Origin of the sequence: Pontibacillus yanchengensis Y32, assembly GCF_000770635.1 — a bacterium.
Taxonomy (GTDB): Bacteria; Bacillota; Bacilli; order Bacillales; family BH030062; genus Pontibacillus; species Pontibacillus yanchengensis.
Genome location: NZ_AVBF01000050.1, coordinates 1 through 19,207, shown reverse-complemented (window position 1 = coordinate 19,207; position 19,207 = coordinate 1). Strand labels below are relative to the sequence as shown.

At 36.6% G+C, this 19,207-nt stretch carries 16 protein-coding genes; 1 reads left to right on the top strand and 15 read right to left on the bottom strand.

Annotated elements, in window-relative coordinates; all coding sequences use genetic code 11:
- Positions 1 to 22: 22 nt before the first annotated feature.
- The 14 genes from speD to citZ all read right to left on the bottom strand — a co-directional run bounded on the left by speD (position 23) and on the right by citZ (position 16,865).
- Complete coding sequence (gene speD, locus N782_RS15385; RefSeq protein WP_036822092.1) at positions 23 to 400, bottom strand: adenosylmethionine decarboxylase; 378 nt, start codon at positions 398 to 400, stop codon at positions 23 to 25.
- Positions 401 to 676: 276 nt separating this feature from the next.
- Positions 677 to 1,708, bottom strand: coding sequence for a glyceraldehyde-3-phosphate dehydrogenase (locus N782_RS15380; protein WP_036822089.1), 1,032 nt, complete (start codon positions 1,706 to 1,708; stop codon positions 677 to 679).
- Positions 1,709 to 1,929: 221 nt separating this feature from the next.
- Positions 1,930 to 2,529 (bottom strand): dephospho-CoA kinase, encoded by a 600-nt coding sequence (gene coaE, locus N782_RS15375; protein ID WP_036822086.1) that lies wholly within the window; start codon positions 2,527 to 2,529, stop codon positions 1,930 to 1,932.
- Positions 2,530 to 2,545: 16 nt separating this feature from the next.
- Positions 2,546 to 3,187, bottom strand: a complete 642-nt coding sequence (gene ytaF / locus N782_RS15370; protein ID WP_036822083.1) for a sporulation membrane protein YtaF — start codon at positions 3,185 to 3,187, stop codon at positions 2,546 to 2,548.
- A gap of 111 nt (positions 3,188 to 3,298) precedes the next feature.
- A complete protein-coding gene (mutM, locus tag N782_RS15365) occupies positions 3,299 to 4,132 on the bottom strand; it encodes a DNA-formamidopyrimidine glycosylase (protein ID WP_036822080.1) in 834 nt (277 codons plus the stop codon).
- Between the two features lie 15 nt (positions 4,133 to 4,147).
- The gene (gene polA / locus N782_RS15360; RefSeq protein WP_036822077.1) at positions 4,148 to 6,787 is read right to left on the bottom strand and encodes a DNA polymerase I; all 2,640 of its coding nucleotides are present in this window, start codon (positions 6,785 to 6,787) and stop codon (positions 4,148 to 4,150) included.
- 213 nt (positions 6,788 to 7,000) lie between these two features.
- Entirely contained in the window at positions 7,001 to 7,936 is a 936-nt protein-coding gene (hflC, locus tag N782_RS15355) for a protease modulator HflC (protein WP_036822074.1), read from the bottom strand.
- The gene (gene hflK, locus N782_RS15350) at positions 7,929 to 8,906 is read right to left on the bottom strand and encodes an FtsH protease activity modulator HflK (protein WP_036822070.1); all 978 of its coding nucleotides are present in this window, start codon (positions 8,904 to 8,906) and stop codon (positions 7,929 to 7,931) included. The genes hflC and hflK overlap by 8 nt, the downstream gene beginning before the upstream one ends.
- 966 nt (positions 8,907 to 9,872) lie before the next feature.
- Positions 9,873 to 11,615: a two-component system histidine kinase PnpS gene (gene pnpS, locus N782_RS15345; RefSeq protein WP_036822068.1), complete on the bottom strand. Its 1,743-nt coding sequence runs from the start codon at positions 11,613 to 11,615 to the stop codon at positions 9,873 to 9,875.
- Entirely contained in the window at positions 11,608 to 12,318 is a 711-nt protein-coding gene (locus N782_RS15340; protein ID WP_036822065.1) for a response regulator transcription factor, read from the bottom strand. Before N782_RS15340 ends, pnpS begins: the two co-directional genes overlap by 8 nt.
- Positions 12,319 to 12,825: 507 nt before the next feature.
- Positions 12,826 to 13,305 (bottom strand): MaoC/PaaZ C-terminal domain-containing protein, encoded by a 480-nt coding sequence (locus N782_RS15335; RefSeq protein ID WP_036822062.1) that lies wholly within the window; start codon positions 13,303 to 13,305, stop codon positions 12,826 to 12,828.
- 79 nt (positions 13,306 to 13,384) lie between these two features.
- Entirely contained in the window at positions 13,385 to 14,323 is a 939-nt protein-coding gene (gene mdh, locus N782_RS15330; RefSeq protein WP_036822060.1) for a malate dehydrogenase, read from the bottom strand.
- Positions 14,324 to 14,351: 28 nt separating this feature from the next.
- The gene (icd, locus tag N782_RS15325) at positions 14,352 to 15,626 is read right to left on the bottom strand and encodes an NADP-dependent isocitrate dehydrogenase (RefSeq protein WP_036822058.1); all 1,275 of its coding nucleotides are present in this window, start codon (positions 15,624 to 15,626) and stop codon (positions 14,352 to 14,354) included.
- 123 nt (positions 15,627 to 15,749) lie between these two features.
- Positions 15,750 to 16,865 carry a citrate synthase gene (citZ, locus tag N782_RS15320; RefSeq protein ID WP_202595702.1) on the bottom strand — a complete coding sequence of 372 codons (1,116 nt, stop codon included), beginning with the start codon at positions 16,863 to 16,865 and terminating at the stop codon, positions 15,750 to 15,752.
- 565 nt (positions 16,866 to 17,430) lie between these two features.
- On the opposite strand from citZ, the gene ytvI reads away from it, so the two are divergent.
- Positions 17,431 to 18,558, top strand: a complete 1,128-nt coding sequence (gene ytvI, locus N782_RS15315) for a sporulation integral membrane protein YtvI (protein WP_036822116.1) — start codon at positions 17,431 to 17,433, stop codon at positions 18,556 to 18,558.
- 98 nt (positions 18,559 to 18,656) lie between these two features.
- On the opposite strand, the gene N782_RS15310 is transcribed toward ytvI, so the two are convergent.
- Positions 18,657 to 19,037: an FxsA family protein gene (locus N782_RS15310; RefSeq protein ID WP_338048264.1), complete on the bottom strand. Its 381-nt coding sequence runs from the start codon at positions 19,035 to 19,037 to the stop codon at positions 18,657 to 18,659.
- Positions 19,038 to 19,207: the final 170 nt, after the last annotated feature.

Here is a 19,207-nt window from a genome sequence, read left to right as displayed (position 1 = left end):
ACGTTGTACACCTCTTTTTATTTTATAGAACATTAAATTTTTTCACTTCAACTGGTCCCATACCACGCGGAACCTCAACTGTCTCTTTTGATTTCGATTCAAGTGCTTCTGCAATATATTGAGCTGCTACATTGGGATCTATGCGATCGCCACATGTGTATACATCAATACTTGCATACCCGTGTTCTGGGAAGCTATGAATGGTAAGGTGAGATTCTGAAATGATGACTACCCCACTTACTCCATGAGGAGCAAATTTATGAAAGGCTACTTCTCTTACCTCAGCACCTGACTTTAAAGCTGCATCAACAAAAATTTGTTCAATCAAATTCATATCATTTAACTTATCAATGTTACAATCCCAAAGTTCTGCAATTACATGTCTACCCATTGTATCCATTGGGAGTCCCCCTTTAACCACATAAGTTTACTTCTATACATCTAGCTAATGCACTACCACGGGGGAAAGTTAGTCCTACGAGGTCCTAACCCTTTAAGCAGTCCTATTTCAGTTAGTTTTTCAGAAGCTCAAAAGTTAGTATATATCGTTTCCCTGAAATTTGCAATATACATCTGTGAAGATTTTTAGAAATTGGTTAATAGACTCCTACCAGTGGAAGTGGTATTTCTTTCCTCATTATAAATGAGGAAAGAGGGGGATTCCAATGATAAACATTTATGATACTTGAACTTCTTGTTCTTTCTTTAAATAACTCCCTACAAAGTTCACCAAGTCAATAACTCGTTTAGAATAACCCCATTCGTTGTCATACCAAGCTAAAACTTTCACTTTTCGATCTTCCATCACTAGTGTTGATAATCCATCTACTATAGAGGAATACTCTGTAGTTGTGTAGTCAACAGATACTAATGGTTCCTCAGAATAAGATAATATTCCATTGAGCTCATTTTTGGCAGCATGACGGAATGTATTGTTAATTTGGTCAACCGTGACATCCTGTTTCAAATCAACCACTAAATCAACTAGTGAAACATTGGGAGTCGGCACACGTAAAGCCATACCATGTAATTTACCATCTAATTGAGGAAGGACTTGACCTAATGCTTTAGCTGCACCTGTAGATGTTGGAATAATAGATTGAGTACATCCTCTTGCTCTACGCAAGTCTTTATGGGGGTTATCTAAATTTTTCTGATCATTCGTGAACGCATGCACAGTTGTCATTAATCCATTTTCTATACCAAATTGCTCATCTAGTACTTTCACTACGGGAGCTAAACAGTTTGTTGTACAAGATGCATTTGAAATAACATCATGCTGCTGGTGATTGTAAACGCTCTCATTTACACCCATAACAATCGTAGCATCAACTTCTTTTCCAGGTGCAGTAATGACGACCTTCTTTGCCCCTGCTTCTATATGTGCTCCTGCTGTTTCCTTCGTTTTAAACTTACCAGTAGCTTCTATGACGATATCAATATTGTGATCTTTCCATGGTAATTCTTTAGGGTCCCTTGAAGCGAACAAGTGAACCTTTTTACCATTTATCTCAAGACCATCTTGAAGCGCTTTCACATCTGCTTGAAAACGACCATGAACACTATCATATGTTAAAAGGTGGGCTAACGTTTCAGGAGGGTAACTTGCATTAACCGCTACCACCTCAAGATTATCATCCATTACGGCCTGACGGAATACCATTCTGCCAATACGACCAAAACCATTAATTGCAACACGTGACTTCATAACAACTACCCCTCTCCACATATGTGATATACTAAATAAATTTATGTATGATTAGTATAACACATTAATCCTTTTTTTGGTGGTAGAATATTAAAAATGGACATTAAAAAAGAAAGAAATGATTTGTACTGGTAAGGAATATGCAACCGAATTAGGTATGTATGCAACATAAAGGAATTATATTAAAAAAACCGTGAACGAAATGCTCACGGTTTTTCACATTATATTATCTTCCACTGCCGGAGGATGGTTTCTAACTGTTTGTAGGAATCATGTTTACTACCAGAATTATCGACTACTTCATCTGCTTTTTTTGCCTTTTGGGATACAGGCATTTGAGAGTTGATTCTACTTAATGCGTCCTCTTTAGTACTCTTATCTCTTTCCATAAGTCTCTTTAACTGAGTATCTTCATCAACATATACTACAACTACTTTATCTACATAGTGAGCTAAGTCACTCTCAAATAGTAATGGGATATCTAAAACAACTGCTTTATACCCCTCCGTTACATAAAAATCTCTTTGTTGTACCATTTCCTCTCGTACGGCAGGGTGCACAAATGAATTTAGTTTTTTTCGCTTTTCCTCATCATTAAACACAATGGTACCTAATGCTTTACGGTCAATGGTTTGATCGTCTCTCAAAATGTCATGACCAAACTCTTCAATTATTTGGTTATAGGCTTTTTTACCAGGCTCTACAACCTTTCGAGATAGCTTATCTGCATCTACTACTGGAATATTAAATTCATCAAACATTAAAGATACGGTACTTTTACCGCTTGCTATGCTTCCTGTTAAACCAATTACTACAGTCATTACATAATGCCCCCAATTACGTCATTTTCATAACACCTAATACAATTAAGAGTACACCTGGTACGAATGAAAGTCGGTCTAACCAACGCCAATAAGATAGCCAATATCCACTTTTCAAGCCTACCCATAAGAAGAAGCTACTCATAAATGCAATAATTAGTGCAGTGTGAAAAGGAGTAAACCCAAACATGGCAGCCCCTACCCCCGCTCCAAATGCATCTAGGGATAAGGCAACGCCAAGTAATAGAGCCTCGATTCCATTAATCGAACCAGAACGGTCAATGTCAGCACTCATTGGTTTTTTCAAGATTTGAATAACTATTCCTAGTGATTTTATCTCCATTTTAAATAAATATGGGGTTAGCTGTTCATTGGATTGGGTAGTTTTATTGCTTCTAAAGAACTGGTAAATTACCCAAATCCCAATAAGAATTAAGATGCTCCCTCCAATCACCTCTGTTAAATGAGGTGACAAGAATACAGCTATGGTCTTACCGATTAACATCGCAATAAAAAACGTTAAGGCTGATACTCCTGCAATGATAAAAATCACTCGATACGATAACCCTACTTTTCTCATTCCATAAGTAAAGCCAACCGTAAAGCTGTCTAAACTAACTGCAAATGCAAGAAGGAATAACGTCATGATGTCAGGCATATGCTGGCTCCTTCCACCTATAATCTAAAATAGTATATGGAAGGAGTCTATTCACTGTGCCTTGACCACATGTTCAATAAATTCTTTAAGATAGATGTTTGTGATTTTTATCTATACGTTCTCTTTCTGACAGGTTAAACAGACATGAGTCCCTCTTCCTCCTACTTTCATTTTGGTAATAGGAGTTGAGCAAATCTTACAACTTTCTTCTTCTCGCCCATAAACGTTTAATTGTTGCTGAAACATTCCAATTTGTCCTTGTGTATTCACGTAAGAACGAATAGTGGTTCCACCTTGATCAACTGCTTCACGAAGAGTTTGCTGTATAGAACGATGTAAGGAACGTACTTCTTTTTCAGATATACCAGAAGCTATACGCAATGGATGGATAGCTGCTCTAAACAAGGCCTCATCTACATATATGTTCCCTAATCCCGCTAGAATGGTTTGATCTAGTAAAGCTGTCTTTATATGACGATTCGTACGTCTTAGTTTGGTATGAAGGTATTGAATACTAAAGCCTTCCTCAAATGGCTCAGGACCCAGTTGTTCCAATGGAGGATTACTAAATTCTTCCCCAATATTATATAAATGCAGCGTCCCAAATTTGCGTACATCTTGATAACGAAGTTCTTGTTCATCATCCAAGAGAAATCGAACATGAGTATGTTTTGCAAGAGGAGTCTCCGAACTGAAAACCCCATATTTTCCTTCCATTCGAAGATGGGAAATCAAAACGTGTGTATCTAAGTAAAATAACAAGAATTTCCCTCTACGATCTAATCGATTTATCGTTTGTCCCTTTATCAAGTTGATGAATTCTTCGCTATCATCTGGATGTTTAATCATCTTTGGCCAATAAAGGCTAACGTTTTTAATGGTTTTCCCAATGACCATGTACTCTAATGTCTTCTTGATTGTTTCCACTTCAGGCAATTCTGGCATGTACGCTTTCTCTCCTTATTTTGCATCGTACCATGTATCACCATAAGCATGATCAACTTTTAATGGTACTTGTAATGATACTGTTTTTTCCATAACTTCGGTGACTAGTTCTTTTAATGTTTCTAATTCATGTTTCGGAGCTTCTAAGATTAATTCGTCATGTACTTGGAGAAGTATGCGCGCTTCTAACTTTTCATCTTCTAACTTGTGATACAAGTCAATCATTGCTTGTTTGATAATATCAGCTGCAGTTCCCTGAATAGGTGTATTCATTGCTGTTCGTTCAGCAGCACTTCTACGGTTAAAGTTACGACTCGTAAGGTCAGGTAAATACCTGCGACGCATCATTAATGTTGTCACATATCCTTGTTGCTTTGCTTCTTGAACAACGTCATCCATGTACTCTTTTACTCCCGGATAACTTTCTAAGTAACGGTCAATAAATTTCTTTGCTTCTTTTCGCGTTATCCCTAGGCTTTGAGATAATCCATAATCACTTATTCCGTAGACGATGCCAAAATTTACGGCTTTCGCTTGTCTTCTCATTTGATCCGTAACCTCATCTTTATCCACATGGAAAACGTCCATAGCTGTTTTGGTATGAATGTCCTCATTATCATTGAATGCTTGAATCAATTTCTCGTCATTTGCTATATGAGCCAACACTCTTAATTCGATTTGAGAGTAGTCTGCCGAGAAAATTTTCCACCCATCTTCGGATGGAATAAAGGCTTGTCTAATTCTACGGCCTTCTTCTAGACGAATGGGTATGTTCTGAAGGTTCGGCTCAGTCGAGCTTAAACGTCCAGTTTGCGTTAAAGCTTGATTAAATCTTGTATGGATTTTGTTTGTTTGACCATCTACTACTTTCAATAATCCTTCAATGTATGTGGATTGAAGTTTCCCAAGTTGTCGGTATAGTAATATTTTTGGGATAATCTCATGCTTATCCGCTAGTTGCTCTAATATATCAGCAGATGTAGAGTAACCGGTTTTTGTTTTTTTGATAACTGGAAGTTCAAGCTTTTCAAATAAAATAGGTCCTAGCTGTTTGGGAGAATTCAAGTTAAACGTTTCACCGGCCAATTCATATACTTCTTCTTCTATCTCAGACAAACGTCGCTGTAGCTCTTCTCCCATATTTTCAAGTTGTTCAACATCAACGGCTACCCCTAAATGTTCCATTTCACCAAGAATAAGAGATAAAGGCATCTCTAACTCATGATACAGTTCCCATTGACTGTTTTCACGTAGCCTGCTTTCAACAGGCTCTTTCATTTCGTATAGCATAGTTGTTTTTCGACCTACATGATCTGCTAGCGAATTTTGTTCAGGAACCTTCAGCTTGGCGCCTTTTCCATAGACTTCTTCATCATAAGCAATCCCCTTTTTATCCATGCGATGACTAATAGAAGGTATATCATGATGGTTTTCAGAAGGATTTATCAAGTATGAAGCAATAAGTAAATCAAATTCTATTCCTTTAATATCGATATCGAATCGTTTCAGAGCTACCAGTGTCTTTTTAGCGTCAAAAACCCACTTTTTCTTCGTTATATCTTGTGCCCATTGTTTAAAAAGGTCTGATTCCATAGCAACATCAGTTGGAATAAAGTAGGTGCCAGTATCATTTACTATCCCAATACCTTCAATAGAGGACGTATGATAATTATCATGTAACATCTCTACAACAAGGGCTGAGTGATCTTCTAACATCGTTTCATCAACTGATTCGACAATGGTTACATCAATATTCGGAAGTGCTTCTTGCACTTCTTCTGCACCTTCTTCATCTTCATTAATACGTCCAAGGAGGGAATGGAATCCAAGATCTCGGAAGAAGTGAGCAACCTTAGTAGAATCGTAGCCATTATAATGAATTTCATCTAATTTCACTGTAATTGGAGCTTGAATATCAATCGTAACGAGTTCCTTGCTCATGAAAGCATCATCTTTATGATTCTGTAACTTCTCTTTTAGCTTCTTACCACTTACATCTTCTACATTTGCAAATACTTGATCTAAGGTTTCAAATTGGTGTAATAGTTTAACAGCCGTTTTCTCACCAACTCCAGGCACCCCTGGAATGTTATCGGAGCTATCGCCCATAAGTGCTTTTAAGTCAATTATTTGTTCAGGGTCAATCTCCATTTTTTCTTTCATAAAGGAAGGTGTATAAGTTTCCACATTTGTAATCCCTTTTTTCGTTAAAGCAACAGACACCTGGTCGGATACGAGTTGCAATAAATCCCGGTCTCCACTAATCACCTTTACCTCGAAACCATCTTGTTCTCCTCTTCTAGCTAGTGTACCTATAATATCATCCGCTTCATATTGGTCTAGTTCATAGTGGGAGATTTGAAAGGCATCCAATAACTCTCTTACTAATGGAAACTGCTCAGACAATTCAGGTGGTGTTTTCTGTCGTCCACCTTTATATTCTTCGTAGGTTTTATGACGGAATGTGGTTTTTCCTGCGTCAAATGCTACAAGAGCATGGCTTGGCTGTTCTTCCTCTAAAATTTTAAGTAGCATAGTTGTAAAACCATATACCGCATTTGTATGTACACCTTTATCATTGTTCAATAGTGGCAATGCAAAAAAAGCACGGTAAGCGATACTATTCCCATCAATTAATATTAGTTTTTTCGACATCAATAGAACTCCTTTATATTCGTTTTAGGCTAGTGTTTCCATCTATATGTTTTGTCCTTTTAAAAGTAAAAAGAAAAGCGTTGGACACCCACCGCGACCTCACTTGTTTCTAAGTATTAGAGACGAGCAATTGCTTTCTTCACTTTTAAAAAAGGCGTTATTTTCTCCTATTTTACCATGTTCGGTCATAGAAGAAAAAAACGCCCCCTTTCGTTATTGCCCTAAATACCCTGATAGTGTTTGTGCATATGGTGAATCTTGAGGAAGAATAATGGTTGTTTCGCCATCAATTGTTTTCTTATAAGACTCCAGCGTCCGGTATAGTCTATAGAAATCTTCATCTTTTTGAAAGGACTCATTATAGATTTGCGCTGCCTCTTGCTCACCTTGTGCACGAATCTCAGCAGCATCTTTATTAGCTTTTGCTAGCATTTCTTGAACTTCACGATCTGTTTGAGCAATGATACGGTTCTTTTCTGCTTCCCCTTTTGACAGATATTCCTGAGCTTTCGTTTCACGTTCTGAAATCATACGACGGTAAACAGACTGCTCGTTCTCATCAGGAAGATCTGTGCGTTTAATACGGACGTCATCCACCTGAATACCATAATTGTATCGCGACAATAATTCATTCACCTGTTCCGTCACACGAATATTAATATTCCCTCTTGATGATTTTTCATCATTGATTATTTCCTCATAATTCATTTGACCGAGTTGAGTCCGAATAACAGAAAAAATAAACTCTCCCATTCGAGCTTCAGCATTTATAACCGTTCTTGCGTTTTCAATCATATTCTGTGGATCTGTTATTTGCCATACTGCATAGTTATCAATAATCATTCGTTTTTTATCTAATGTATTAATCTCTTTCTGAGCTACGTCATATACTTGTTTTTTCTTCGGTAAGGTGGTGGCAGTTTGTAAGAATGGCACTTTAAAGTGAAGACCAGGTTCTTCTTTAATAGACACCACTTCTCCAAATTGACGAACTACTTTGTACTCTCCCTCTTTAACAATCATCATACTTGTAAACAAGACAGACAATAAAAGTATAAGTACAAGTAAGGAAACACCTGCTTTAATATACTTCCTATAGTTCTTGTTTGATGAACTGTTTCCCACATCTACTACATTTTCATCACTCATTATTAGATCCCCCATCCTGTTCTTGCTTTGGTGTTTGTTGTTGAGGTAACGATTGAACTTGACTATTACCAATTGGTAAGTATTTAACTGTATTGCCATCATCGTTCATGATATATACATTAGCTTGAGGTAACACATCTTCTAACGTTTCAATTACAAGACGGTTTTCTGTAACAGTTGGGGAATTTTCATACTCTGTATATAAAGCGTCAAATTGAGCTACATCACCCTTCGCTTCCTCTATTCGAGCTACTTTAGCACCCTCTGAACGTGAGATGATGGCATCTTTTTCTCCTAACGCTTCTTCATACTTTTCATTCTTGTACTTTTTGGCTTCATTTATTTTTGTGTTCATTGTTTCTCTTGCATCCGTTACCTTGGTAAAGGCTGTTCTTACTTCAGAATTTGGTAAGTCCACTTCTTGTAGTTTCACATCGATCACAGAAATACCAATATTGTAATCTTCTACAAGAGATACAAGTAACTCTCTCACTTCATTTTCTATTTCCGCTTTTCCGGATGTGAGTGCATCATCAATCTTGGATGTACCAATAATTTGACGTAATGAAGCAGATGTAGCGTTGTTTAAAACTAACTCTGGTTGAGCGGATTGATATAAGTATTGAGCTGGTTCTGTAATTTTCCATTGTACAACCAGGTCTGCTAGTACAATATTTTCATCGCCCGTTATCATTTGAACTTGATTGGCTTTCCCTTTATCATCCTGCCCCTGATCATAACCAAAATTTAAACTAAACGTCTCTTTAGAAAGCTTTGTCTTTTCTTGTATAGGCCAAGGCATTTTAAAGTGTAATCCAGGATTCGTTATACTTTCTTCCGCTTCTCCGAATGTAAGAATGACTGCCTGTTCGGATTCGTCTACGGTGTACCAACTAGTGGTCCCAACTATTGCGAGTATTACAATACCAATCGAAATCGCAATCCATGTATAGATTTGCCTTAATGTCATACGTTCTCTCCCCTTATGTTTCAATATCATTACAAGCTATGTACGAGTCTGACATAACTTTTGTTTCAAATTATGTGAAAATTATTAAGAAATATATGATATCAACAGTTTCATAACGACAACCTGCATGAAGAGTTCAATGAAACATAAATAAAGCTTATCCTCTGTGGATAAGCTTAGGCTTTGTTAAAGTTTGTTGTTGATATAATAATGATATAGTTTAATGTTCTTCCATATAAAGCATCATAATCTTGAAAACTGGTGAAGCTGAATCCGTTACTTTTGTAAGGAAGGGGCTACGGTGAAATGGTTCGCTTTCCGCGGAGGAACATGCGAGCCTCCTCGTTCGGCTACGCCTCTCTGCGGGGTCTCGCATTGTCCCTTCTTCCGCAGGAGTCTCACCATTTCCCTCCGCCCATCGGTATGAGGGATAACGGATTCATCGTAGTTAGTGCTAGGTTAAGTATTATGGTGTTAACAAATTGGTCAATCTGTTGATAATCTTAAATTCCTTGATATCAAAGGGATTTTAGCATGTTTTACCGCCTTGAATATATGAGTCAATAGTGTTGAAACTTTCCCTTAATCCAAATAAAAAAGAAATACCTTCTTTGATAAGGACTCCTAAACATGGCGTTGATTTGGTGGGAATTTGCGAGACTCCTGCGGAAAAACGATCGTGTGAAGACCCCACAGAGAGGCGAAGCCGAACGAGGAGGCTTCACCGATTGTCCGCGGAAAGCGAGTAAATTCCCACCGAATCAACCACTCAGCACCAAAAATCCTTATTCCAGATTATGCTTTTTAGATTCCAAAATCAACATTAGTCTTCCTTTATAAAAGAAATGAAAACATAAAAAAGACGGAAGCGGGATGGGCTTCCGTCCAAAAAAAGAAAACACCTTGGATGAAAGGGTTTCAATTAATACTGTATCAATAGATTTTAAACGAAGGATTAATTAGTTGTTAATGTTTTGTAAATTTTTTTGGTATGAAGATCCGGAATGTCGTCCCCTGTTGGTTAGCACTTTGTACTTTTATATGTCCATGATGAGCTTCGACTATATGTTTTACTATTGCCAATCCAAGACCTGTACCACCAGAGTTCCGACTTCTAGCTTTATCAACCCTATAAAAGCGCTCGAAAATACGAGGAATATCTTCTTCAGGAATTCCTACCCCACTGTCTGTAACCATTATTTCCACTTCTGTTTCATGGGTAGTTAAGGTTACAGAAACATCTCCACCTTTTGGAGTATAATTAATAGCGTTCGTAAGTAGATTGATGACTACTTGCTTTAACCTCGCTGAATCCCCTTCAATCATGACATCCTCTGTTAAATGCTGTTTTAAATGAACTTCTTTTTCATCTGCTTGGTGTTCAACTATAGGAACGATGTCTTCTATCATACCCTTTACATACACGTTTTCTATATTTAGTTGGAATTCCTCTTTTTCTAATTTAGAAAGCTCTAACAAATCATGAATTAATGATTGTAGTCGTTGGCTTTCTTTTAGAATAATGTTTATAAACTGTTCTCGTAGTGCATCATCCTGCATGGCACCATCTAATAAAGTTTCAGAGAAGCCACGTATGGATGTAATGGGTGTCTTTAATTCATGAGACACATTTGCAACAAAGTCTTTACGCATTTGTTCTAGATTTTTTAGTTCTGTGATGTCGTGGAATACTAAAACGACACCTTTCCACACATTGGATTCATTAATAATTGGAGCTCCCAAGACTTCTAGAAATCTTCGTTCAATTTGTAAGGAACGTATAAAGGAATACCGCACACGCTCTTCTGTCATGAACACTTCTTTAACTGCCTTATGAATTTCTTCTTCTTCAATGGCATGATAATACAAGTGACCTAAATAATCTGTAGAGTCACCTCCAAAGCTCTCAAGAAATGCTTTGTTGACTAGGTGTACATACCCTTTTTCGTCTATGAGCACTAAACCATTACCCATATTATTTATAACTGCTTCCAAACGATCCTTCTGCATTTCTTGCATCATGGTCATCTCTTGAAGATTTCTCGCAAGAACGTTTATCGAAGTCGTTAATTGAGCAGCTTCTCCATAGTTGCCTTCATATGTACGAGCTCGATAGTTTCCTTGTGCTAATTCATCAGCTACACGTGCTGCTGAACGTATGGGTTTTATATATTTTTCGAAAATACTTCTACCTAGTGTAGCCATTACTAAAATCCCTATTAACACAGTTATACCAATGATTAACCAAATATTTTTTGTAATATTTGTTAATGATGTTACTTTAATAACCATGATTAAAGTACCATCAAGAGCATTGGTTTGGAATGGAAAATAGAATAGGTTACCGTTTATTTGGCCTTTATTTAGAGGGTATTCATTACTATCATAATTGGATATAAAATCTTGAATGCTTGTTTGTTCATCATTCGTAGGATTAAGGATATCTTCCGTAGTGTTTAATACCATCTCACTATTCTCTCTATATACTATACCTATATCCAACTGCTTACTAAGATCTTCAAGTTGTGAGACTTCTGATGCCGAGTCAATGTACTCTACTAAATAACGGGCATCATTTTTTACACGTTCTTCAATTATATCTGTAACGAAATTTTTGGTTATTTGTGCTAGCACAAGCCCTAAACTAAGCATTAGAACAATAGCTAATATAGAATAGCTTAAAAAAGGGCGTGAGTCATATTTACGCATCTTTTGATGGGTCCTCCATCTTATATCCTAATCCACGTATCGTTTTAATGTAGACAGGCTTTTTCGTATCAGGTTCAATCTTCTCTCTTAAATGACTGATATGAACATCAACAATACGTGTATCACCTACAAAATCATAATTCCAGACAGCACTCAAAAGTTGGTCCCTTGATAGAACACGCCCTTTGTTTCTAGTTAAATAAAGAAGTAATTCAAACTCTTTAGGTGTAAGAATCAAACCTTCCCCTTTAACTGTTGCTTCATATTGCTCCGGGTACACCATTAAATCTGCTATTTTGAAGCTTTCTCGCTCTTCTTCTGAGCTATTTGAATGATAGGTGACTCGTCGTAAAATGGCTTTCATCCTTGCCACTACTTCTCGTGGACTAAATGGTTTTGTTAAATAGTCATCTGCACCTAATTCCAGTCCTAGTACTTTATCAAATTCATCGTCTTTTGCTGTTAGCATAAGAATAGGAGTCTGCACTTGTTTTTGACGCATTTGCTTACAAACTTCCATTCCATCCATTTCTGGTAACATAACATCCAATACAATAAGGTCAAATACTTGTTCATTTGCCTTGTCTAATGCATCTTTACCGGTATAGGCTACTTCCGTTGTAAAGCCTGCTTGTTCTATATTGTATTTTAATAATGTAACAATGGATTCTTCGTCATCCACGATTAATATATGTTGAGCCATCCATAACACCTCAGTTTCAAGTTTCTACCCTCATCATACAATGAAGTACGTAATTTCAAAAGCACTATCTGCTCAAAGCATTATATGTTTACAAAAAATTTACATAGAATTTTCGCAACGTTAATAAAAACCGTTGATTTCTCCAAACTTTTCCTATATATACATTTATCATTCATTGTACTAGATTTCTTCAAATATATACAAAGTTCCCTAAATATCACACCTTTTCCATCACGTGTGTGAGGTTGTGGTCCTATTAGAATCGATTGTTCCCAACAAAACCTAAATACAACTTGAAATGGAACCCCCCAATAATTTCGAACAATGACTAAAGATTGTACTTCATTAATTACATTTCTTCTATAGAAAATTCCATTGAAAAAACATAGATTACGTAAAAAAAGAGTAGCTCAATTCGTTAGTACAACTTGACTCTGTACTTAACTATAATTGAACTACTGCTATAAAAGTGTTTTTCATTTATACAGATTACCCTGAGCTATTTGCTTAGTAAAAGTTTTCTAATGATATTGCATTCATAGATTCTGGTTCATATGCAGGACATACATTAAGTGTACCTTTTATCACTTCTTTTCCTTCTTCATCTAAAGCTATCACCTTTACTGTAACAAGATGCTTTTCTTGATCTATTTCAGTGACCTCTAATGATACATCTAATTCAGCATAATGATGGACAGGATTAGGATAATGTAAGTGTTCTTCAACAATATGACAACCAGGACCAGGTAGATGCATTGATATAGCTGATGTCACGATGCCATTTAGCATAACTGTTGGTACAATAGGTCGCTTAAAAGGTGTCTGTGAAGCATAATCATGTTGAATGTACAAAGGATTTGCATCATCCGTTAATCCTAGGAATAGAAGTAAATCCTTATCCTCTATTTTGGCATTTGTAGAATATGTTTCTCCAACTTGAATATCTTTCATCTTTTTACCAAGTTTGCGTTTTTTTCCGAGCAACATGCCACCCCCTATATGAAAGCGTTTTCTTTTGTGGTGATAGAAAAACTCGGTGTTTGCCGAGTTTTTCTATGCTTATATTTTATTCTACTACATTCATTACATGTTTAACAGATTCAACTGATTTATCTAGTTGAGCTTTTTCATCTTCCGTTAAATCAAGTTCAATTACTTGTTCAATACCATTTCCTCCTAAGATGGTTGGTACACCAAGGTAGATGTCTTTATAACCATATTCACCTTCAAGGTAGGCAATAGCAGGAAGTACGCGACGCTGATCTTTCAGAATCGCTTCAGCCATTTCTGTTAAGGAAGCTGCAGGAGCATAGTATGCACTTCCGTTACCTAGAAGTCCAACGATTTCTCCTCCACCTTTACGCGTACGTTCTACAATTTCTTCAAGACGTTCTGGAGAAATCAACTTCTCTAGAGGAATACCACCTGCGTATGAATAACGAACTAATGGTACCATATCATCCCCATGACCACCTAAAACAAATCCAGTAATATCTTTTACGGATAGGTTAAGCTCTTGAGAAATGAATGTACGGAAACGCGCTGTATCCAGGACACCACTCTGTCCGATAACGCGATGTTTAGGAAATCCAGACTCTTTAAATACAGAGTAAGTCATAGCATCTACTGGATTTGTCAGAACTAAGATTGTTGTTTCAGGAGAATATTTCACAATTTGTTGTGTCACACTCTTCATAATTTTCGAGTTCGTAGCCACTAAATCATCACGACTCATACCAGGCTTACGAGCCATTCCAGCAGTAATGATTACAAGATCAGAACCTTCTGTATCTTCATAATTAGAAGTACCTACAATGTTGGAATCAAAACCTTGAACAGGGCTAGCCTCTAGCATATCTAGCGCTTTACCTTGTGTGGGTTGCTCTTGGTCAGGAATATCAACTAGTACTACATCTGCAAGCTCTTTTTGAGCAATCATTAATGCTGTTGTTGCACCAGTGAAACCCGCACCAATTACGGATACTTTTCTTCTTTGAATACCCATAAAAAATCCCCTTCCTGATACTTAGTACTTATGCGTCCATATTTTTGATTAGAGCATCGCCGAATTCAGAACACTGTACTTGAGTAGCGCCTTCCATTTGACGAGCAAAGTCATACGTTACTGTCTTCTCACCAATTGTCTTGTCCATTGCTTTTGTAATAAGATCTGCTGCTTCTCTCCACTCAAGGTGCTCAAGCATTAGCACACCGGAAAGAATAACAGAAGAAGGATTCACTTTATCTTGACCTGCATACTTAGGAGCAGTACCATGTGTAGCTTCAAAGATAGCATGTCCAGTTTCAAAGTTGATGTTTGCTCCAGGAGCGATTCCAATTCCACCAACCTGTGCAGCTAATGCATCAGAGATATAATCTCCGTTTAGGTTCATGGTAGCTACAACATCAAATTCTTTAGGACGAAGTAGAATTTGTTGTAGGAAAATATCTGCAATAGCGTCTTTTACTACGATTTTACCTTCTGCTTTTGCTTCATCTTCCGCTTTGTTTGCTGCTTCTTTACCTTCTTTTTCTACGATTTCATCATATTGTCTCCATGTGAAGACTTTATCTCCAAATTCTTGCTCTGCTACATCATAACCCCATGCCTTGAAGGAGCCTTCCGTAAATTTCATAATATTACCTTTATGAACTAATGTTACATTTTCACGACCTTCACGAAGGGCATACTCAATTGCAGAACGAACTAAACGTTTTGTACCCTCTTCAGAAACTGGTTTAATTCCGATTCCTGAAGTTTCAGGGAAACGAATATTATGTACACCCATTTCATCTTGCAAGAAGTCGATAACTTTCTTCACTTCTGGAGTACCTTTTTCCCATTCAATACCCGCATAAATGTCTTCTGTGTTTTCACGGAAGATAACCATATCTGTATCTTCAGGATGTTTTACAGGAGATGGAACGCCTTGGAACCAACGTACTGGACGAAGACAAGTGAATAGGTCTAATTCTTGGCGAAGGGCAACATTTAATGAACGAATTCCGCCACCAATTGGTGTAGTTAATGGACCTTTAATAGCAATCTTGTAGTCACGAATTGTTTCAAGCGTTTCATTTGGTAACCACTCACCAGTGTTATCCTTTGCTTTTTGACCAGCGTACACTTCTTTCCAAATAATGCTCTTTGTGTCACCATATGCTTTTTGAACAGCTGCTTCTATAACTCTCTTTGCAGATGCCCAAATATCTGGACCAATTCCGTCCCCTTCAATAAATGGGATAATTGCATGATCAGGTACAGTCATTTCTCCATTAGTAACAGTAATCTTTTCTCCTTGTGCCACTATAAATACCTCCTAGTACTATTCATAAAGTTGTATTACATTTTATATCATACGATATTAACAATAGATGAAGCAAAAATTTACTGGGAAACTCAGAAAAGAATCCTAAGTTCCCATTTCTTCTTACCGCTCTTCAATTGGCGTGTACGTTTGATTTTTCGGGCCTACGTATTCTGCACGTGGACGGATTAAACGGTTATCTTGATATTGTTCAAGAATATGAGCCAACCACCCTGAAGTACGACTTACTGCAAATAGTGGTGTGAATAGATCATGATCTATTCCTAGGCTGTGATAAACCGATGCGGAATAGAAGTCCACGTTCGCTGGTAAACCTTTATGCTCTTTAATGTACTCTTCAATTTTAACAGACATATTGTACCATTTAGTATTGCCAGTAATCTTCGTAAGTTCACTGGACATTTCTCTTAAATGTTTTGCACGTGGATCGCCAGTTTCATATACACGGTGACCCATACCCATGATCTTTTCTTTGTTTTCTAATTTTTCTTTAATATAATCAATAGCTTTATCTTCATCACCAATTTCTGTAAGCATCTGCATCACTCGTTCGTTTGCACCACCGTGAAGTGGTCCTTTTAATGCGCCAATAGCAGCAGTAATACCACTATAAATATCCGATAGAGTTGCAACACATACACGTGCTGTAAATGTTGATGCGTTCAATTCATGGTCTGCATGTAGAACAAGTGCTTTGTTTATTGCTTCTACTTCTAAGTCTTTTGGCTCTTCTCCATTAAGCATATAAAGGAAGTTTGCCGCGAAACTTAAGTTCTCTTTTGGTTGAATTGGCTCTTGTCCTTTTCGAATACGTGCAAAAGCAGTTACAACGGTAGAAATTTTAGCTTGAATACGGACTGCTTTACGTTGGTTCGCTTCATCTTCCATAACGTCTGCTTCCTCATCATGTAATCCTAGAATTGAAACAGCAGAACGCAATGCAGCCATCGGGTGAACTGTTTTTAAATCATATGATTTAAGATGATCTATCACATGTTGTGGGATAGACATTTCGTTAGCTAAGTCACTCTTTAATTGATCTAATTCACTTTTAGTTGGAAGCTTTTTATACCAAAGAAGATAGATAACTTCTTCAAAGCTTGAATTTTGAGCTAAATCATCAATGTTATACCCTGCATAGGTTAATTTGTCATCAATAATGGAACTAATGGATGATTCTGTTGCAACAATTCCTTCTAGACCCTTTGTCATTGCCATTATAGTTTCTCTCCTTTTTCATGAATAGTTTCCCCATATACGCTCTTATGTAAAATAAGAAAACGCTTAACATGATTATTAAAATTTTTTCAGGAATTTATCCCCACCTTCAATTATAAACAAATATCAGATTTTTGTGAATTGAAACCGTTTAATTCCCTTAAAAAAACTCTCTGTTTAATGTCCCTATTCTGTTATCTATTCATACAAACACCTGTAAGGTTATTTACTTTATATACTTGAAGATGTTAATAAAATTCATGCATTCTCTCACGTAAAATAGTATTTGGAACAAATAGACAGATGTCTGATTGAATAGGTAATAAATGATTCTAATATATTTCCAATCTATATTAAGATTTTTCACTGTCATGATGGGAATTAAACTCTAATTTTCCTTAACAGTTAAAATAATCCATATTTTTCTACTTCATCTTGCATATTATGTATAAAGTACAAGCCTTCATGTTACCTTCACTTTAATATGAAGGAGTTCCTATATTTTTAATCGAAATAAATAGAATAACTGAATCAAAACAAGAAAGGACGTATTTTAATAATGGATATGGACCAGTTTTGGCTTAATTTCTGGCGCATCGCTCGCTTTTTATATGTGGCATGTATTATTGTTTTTGGACTTTTTATCATCATCCAATTCACTCAATATACTTACCCTTTTCTTATCGCTATCGCAATCGCTTTTATTATGAATCCATTAGTCAATTTTCTAGAAACAAAAGGAAAGATGCCAAGAGCTTTGGCTGTATTCCTTTCCATATTAGTTATTCTAGCAATCATCATTGGTGTTATTACTCTATTAATCGTTGAACTTGTGAATGGGACTCTATACTTATCAGAACGAATACCTGAAGATTTTGCTACATTGGTTAGTTATTTTGAGGATTTGATTGCCTCACAAATTATCCCAATATATGAGAGGCTAACATCCATGTTAAACACATTGGACCCAAGTCATCAGAAGGAAATTATGAAGCAAATCGAAAATGTTGGAGGGAATATTGCAGCAAGTGGAGCCAATTTACTTGAGAGCATCTTAAAATGGCTTCCCGAGAAGTTATCGCAAATTCCTGATTTTGCAACAGTCCTTGTATTTTCTTTATTAGGAACATTTTTTATTAGTAAAGACTGGTACAGATGGGGAAATAAGATAAAGACGTTAACACCAGATAAGGTCATGAGTTCTAGCGGTAATGTATTTAGAGGTTTACAAAACGCTCTATTTGGATTTATGAAAGCGCAATTTACATTAATTTCTATCACAGCCATCATCGTTTTAATTGGGTTACTCATACTACAAGTCGATTATGCCATCACGATAGCTATTATCACAGGCGCGGTAGATTTACTCCCTTATTTAGGCACAGGTTTAATTTTCGTACCTTGGATTATCTTTATGTTTTTCACAGGAAATTACTTTCATACAATTGGTTTATCCATTTTATATATAGTAGTCATTATTCAACGGCAAATGATGGAACCAAAAGTGTTATCTACAAATATTGGTCTGGATCCACTAGCAACCCTTATCTCTCTCTTTGTAGGATATCAATTGTTTGGCTTTCTAGGTTTGATTATAGGACCCGTTTTTCTTGTTATTGTCAAAACCTTATTCCAAACAGGAGTATTACAAGAGATATGGAGCTTTGTTATGGTCCCTAAGCATAAAGAATAATCATAAAAGCCATATCGAAATATCGATATGGCTTTTATGATATAAATCTAGATATATCTAATTCGCTATTCTATAAAGGTCACTTTTCCTTTTGTTCTCTACCTTCTAAAAATGGTGATAGAGCCATTATCCATCATTTTTCGGACAACTTTCATAAGTGCCTTTTTAATAGGCTCTCGAGTTGCTGGTATTAGCAATGTGAATCCAATAGCATCTGTGATAAAACCTGGGGTTAGTAACACAGCAGCACCAATTAAGATGCATACGCCATTTATCATCTCATCCTGGGGAGTCATCCCCATTTGAACATTGTCACGTGCTCTATTTATCGTTTCTAGCCCTTGTTGCTTTGCTAAATAAGCTCCAAGAATACCTGTAGAAATAATTAACAGAATAACCCACCAGGGTCCTATTAAATTGCCAGCCCAAACTAATATCCCTATTTCCATAGCCGGTACTATAATAATTAATAACAACAACCAGCGAAACACAACAATCTTCCTTTCCAGCTAACATTCTTACTAACATTATACACGAAATAGATAGTGTAAGCGATTCGTTCAATTTAATCTATAAGCAAAGTATGTATATGATATTATCTGTTATTCCATATAAGAGGCATAATCTTGAAGACTTGGATTCGAGATAA

Excerpts from the sequence above, each read along its gene's own strand:
- citZ (WP_202595702.1), bottom strand. The coding sequence starts at position 16,865 with ATGGCAATGACAAAGGGTCTAGAAGGAATTGTTGCAACAGAATCATCC.
- hflK (WP_036822070.1), bottom strand. The coding sequence starts at position 8,906 with ATGACATTAAGGCAAATCTATACATGGATTGCGATTTCGATTGGTATT.
- mdh (WP_036822060.1), bottom strand. The coding sequence starts at position 14,323 with ATGGGTATTCAAAGAAGAAAAGTATCCGTAATTGGTGCGGGTTTCACT.
- ytaF (WP_036822083.1), bottom strand. The coding sequence starts at position 3,187 with ATGCCTGACATCATGACGTTATTCCTTCTTGCATTTGCAGTTAGTTTA.
- pnpS (WP_036822068.1), bottom strand. The coding sequence starts at position 11,615 with ATGCGTAAATATGACTCACGCCCTTTTTTAAGCTATTCTATATTAGCT.
- polA (WP_036822077.1), bottom strand. The coding sequence starts at position 6,787 with ATGTCGAAAAAACTAATATTAATTGATGGGAATAGTATCGCTTACCGT.
- coaE (WP_036822086.1), bottom strand. The coding sequence starts at position 2,529 with ATGACTGTAGTAATTGGTTTAACAGGAAGCATAGCAAGCGGTAAAAGT.
- mutM (WP_036822080.1), bottom strand. The coding sequence starts at position 4,132 with ATGCCAGAATTGCCTGAAGTGGAAACAATCAAGAAGACATTAGAGTAC.
- N782_RS15335 (WP_036822062.1), bottom strand. The coding sequence starts at position 13,305 with ATGTTGCTCGGAAAAAAACGCAAACTTGGTAAAAAGATGAAAGATATT.
- N782_RS15340 (WP_036822065.1), bottom strand. The coding sequence starts at position 12,318 with ATGGCTCAACATATATTAATCGTGGATGACGAAGAATCCATTGTTACA.
- ytvI (WP_036822116.1), top strand. The coding sequence starts at position 17,431 with ATGGACCAGTTTTGGCTTAATTTCTGGCGCATCGCTCGCTTTTTATAT.
- hflC (WP_036822074.1), bottom strand. The coding sequence starts at position 7,936 with ATGAGTGATGAAAATGTAGTAGATGTGGGAAACAGTTCATCAAACAAG.
- speD (WP_036822092.1), bottom strand. The coding sequence starts at position 400 with ATGGATACAATGGGTAGACATGTAATTGCAGAACTTTGGGATTGTAAC.
- N782_RS15380 (WP_036822089.1), bottom strand. The coding sequence starts at position 1,708 with ATGAAGTCACGTGTTGCAATTAATGGTTTTGGTCGTATTGGCAGAATG.